The sequence below is a fragment of the Petralouisia muris genome, assembly GCF_004793545.1.
Lineage (GTDB): Bacteria > Bacillota > Clostridia > Lachnospirales > Lachnospiraceae > Petralouisia > Petralouisia muris.
The window spans coordinates 1-2,995 of sequence record NZ_SRYA01000173.1; the positions used below are offsets into that span (position 1 = coordinate 1).

4 protein-coding genes are annotated in these 2,995 nt (G+C 41.0%); 1 reads left to right on the forward strand and 3 read right to left on the reverse strand.

Translation table 11 applies throughout. The features are described from left to right. Nucleotides 1–740, forward strand: a 740-nt coding sequence (locus E5329_RS28720) for a zinc ribbon domain-containing protein (RefSeq protein ID WP_275443872.1), incomplete at its 5' end; no start/stop codon positions are given. A 91-nt stretch (nucleotides 741–831) separates the two neighbouring features. On the opposite strand, the gene E5329_RS28725 is transcribed toward E5329_RS28720, so the two are convergent. The 3 genes from E5329_RS28725 to E5329_RS28730 form a co-directional block, all read right to left on the reverse strand. Further along, nucleotides 832–1,473, reverse strand: a complete 642-nt coding sequence (locus tag E5329_RS28725; protein ID WP_135992524.1) for a Fic/DOC family protein — start codon at nucleotides 1,471–1,473, stop codon at nucleotides 832–834. Further along, nucleotides 1,466–1,636, reverse strand: coding sequence for a hypothetical protein (locus E5329_RS30240; protein WP_016287952.1), 171 nt, complete (start codon nucleotides 1,634–1,636; stop codon nucleotides 1,466–1,468). The genes E5329_RS28725 and E5329_RS30240 overlap by 8 nt, the downstream gene beginning before the upstream one ends. A 643-nt stretch (nucleotides 1,637–2,279) precedes the next feature. Then, nucleotides 2,280–2,995, reverse strand: a 716-nt coding sequence (locus E5329_RS28730; RefSeq protein ID WP_135992525.1) for a hypothetical protein, incomplete at its 5' end; no start/stop codon positions are given.

Below are 2,995 nucleotides of genomic sequence, written 5' to 3' on the forward strand. Positions count from 1 at the left end.
CCATCATTGACCCGGCAACTTTTGACCTGGTGCAAAAAGAGATTGAACGGCGGCGGCCGGAACGCCATAAGCTGCACCGCAGCAGCCCGTTTACAGCAAAGGTTATCTGTGGAGACTGCGGCGGTTATTACGGCCGGAAGGTCTGGCACAGTAACAGTAAGCACCGTAAATACATTTGGCGCTGCAACCAAAAATATGAAGAAAAAACGGCCTGCTCCACTCCGAATTTGGATGAGGCAGCCCTCAAAGCAGCCTTCGTGGAAGCATTTAACCGGATGCTTGGCGATAAAGAACAGTATATTGCCCGGTTTGAGGAAATGTTGCCGCTGCTCGCTGATACCAGTAAGTTAGAAAGGCAACTGGCTGAAGCTCAAAACAAGCATAGTCATCTGATGAATAATCTCCGTCTTTATATGGAAGAAAACACGAGGCAGATCCAAGACCAGGAGAAATACAACCGGCGTTTTTCCGAACTGGATACAGAATGTAAAAAGGCTGAGGAAGAAATCGAGGCCATACAAAAAGAGATCCTGGAACAATCGGGAAGGAAAGAGCAGATCCGCCGTTGCTTGGACGAGTTGCGGGAATGTGGGGATATTTTGGATGAGTTCGATGATGATTTATGGAACTCTATGATTGAATCCGTGACCGTATATGCTGATAAAACATTGGAATTCCTGTTCCAGGATGGGACGAGAATTCCGATACAAATGCCAAAAAACAAAAAAGGGATAAATTAAAACAACATAATAGCACTTTAACAATGCACGGCCCGGCTGTGAGTAACTTATGTATTAAAAGCCTGCGGGATTCCGCGGGCTTTTTAAAGTTTTATACCTTACACAGTGTTTTCGCATGCTCCAAAGAATCTCTGATGATTCTTTCCAAGTATTCTTTCTTAGATAGATCCCCTAAATCGTGGAATACTGCTGAGTAAGCAACGAGCGCAGTCCGGGCGTACGTGCTATGTTTCTCAAAAATTGTTCGGTCAATGGGAATTCCTTGCGCCTCAATAAACTGGCAACAAAAGGTCACAGCAAGCCTGGTATTGCCTTCACGAAAACCATGTACTTTCCATACTGCCGCTAAATCTTCTGAAAAATATTTTGCCCTGTCATCTAAAGATAGATTGGTCCAAGAACGTGACACCATCTTCTTTAAGGCGTCAGACAGATCGCCCTCAATTTTTACTTTGTCCGAATATTCTATGGATAAACCACCTAGTGCAGGTTCCTCTTTTTCTATATTGATTGTACGGATTTTTCCAGCCCATTCGTAAATATCCTGGAAGATATATTTGTGCATTTTGGCAAAATGATTAACATCATAACTCCCTTCTAATGGATTCTCAGCGAGTTCTCTTAGACGAAGGGAAACATAATCTGCCTCTGCATCATCCAGTATCTGCCGATCTTGAATGCCTAAGATATTCCTGAGGATATTAGTTCCGGGATATACATATGGATCAAGCATCCTGCTTTACCTTATACTTTTTGTCCAAATATTTCTTTAAATCTTCCGTAGTAGCTTGCCCGTTTTTTTCCAATTCAATATATTTCTTAAAATCTTCAGTTGGTTCCAGCCCATCCACTTTAATCATACCAATGGCATAATCCCAAGCTGCATCTACTGTCATACAAACTCCTCCAATCAATTCAACTATCTTTAGTATACCACATTTTATGGATAAATACCATAACGCCTAAAAACTCTTTTTTAAAATCTCCTCTCTCACCCCTCCCGTACCACACAGCGAACGGCAAAACCGTAGCCGCGGTAATTATCATCCTGAGGAACAACACCCGTTGGATATGTAGCTAAATAGTGCCCATTCATGTCAGAACTAGCGACAAACGACCACCAATATCCATTTGTAATGCGTCCGTGCATATCTCCATCTGAACGATCATAGTAGCCCGTACGGAGAAAGTCGAGAAGGATCCCAGTTAGATCATGCAACCCCCTGCAGAAAGAATGTGCCGACCGAGCCCCAACACTAATTTGCATTTAGGTCTCAAACATTGGAATTCCTATTCCGGGACAGAACGAAAATTCCAATACAAATGTCAAAAAGCAAAAAATAAAATAATAGCACTTTAACAACGCTACTTATATTTATCTCATAAGACACCGTTACTATATGCTGTATCTCACACAGGGCGACACGGTTCATGTCGATACAATCTGCCATGATTTACACAATTATAAGGATATTTTTGCAATCACCTGTGTTATCATTGCTGGCGATGGCTAAGCAGGGGAACTGAGGCTCCCAGTTTCTAAAAATCATTTATTAAATAAACATTTCCCCTTGCACGTGTAATTGCTACGTATAGTTTATTCTTGGTGGATGGTGGCAGTTCCGATAACTTACCAGCTGTACGTTTCTTGGCGGTAGTCTTATTTAACATCACGCATACATCCTTATAATGATCCTCTCCCTTTGTTTCTCCCCAATTTTTGTGGCAGTAACCAAACTTAGCCCCATTTTGATAGTGAAGTTTAATAATGTTTTTGTCTGCGAGTATTGGCATTATTCTTTTCTCATCGTCTACAAATTCGATTGCGGTGTCATCTTCTGCAGGACGATTTGATGATATTTCAATTCCAATATGGTCGTTAATATAATTGCAAATAGTTTTACTGCATCTCCAGCTATTCTGTAATGTTGTATTGTCGATTGAAAATCCTTTTTTCGTAAATCGTGCTTCGTACTTTTTCTTGTCGTCAAATAATGTTCCATTCGCCTTGCCATCCCGGCTGGTATCAAATGTATGCTGGTAAAAGTCACCTACAAAAAGCATATCCAACGGATTTTCCATAAGATTTTCTAAAAATGTAAAATCGCGCCCAGCAATATCCTGAACCTCGTCAATAATAAACTCGTCAAAATATGTGCTTATACGCAGCTTTATATCATCCAGCACTCCTTCTTTTTCCAAAAGCAAAGCAAGCCTGTTGCTATATAAATAGCGATTTTGTGTCATATAATAAC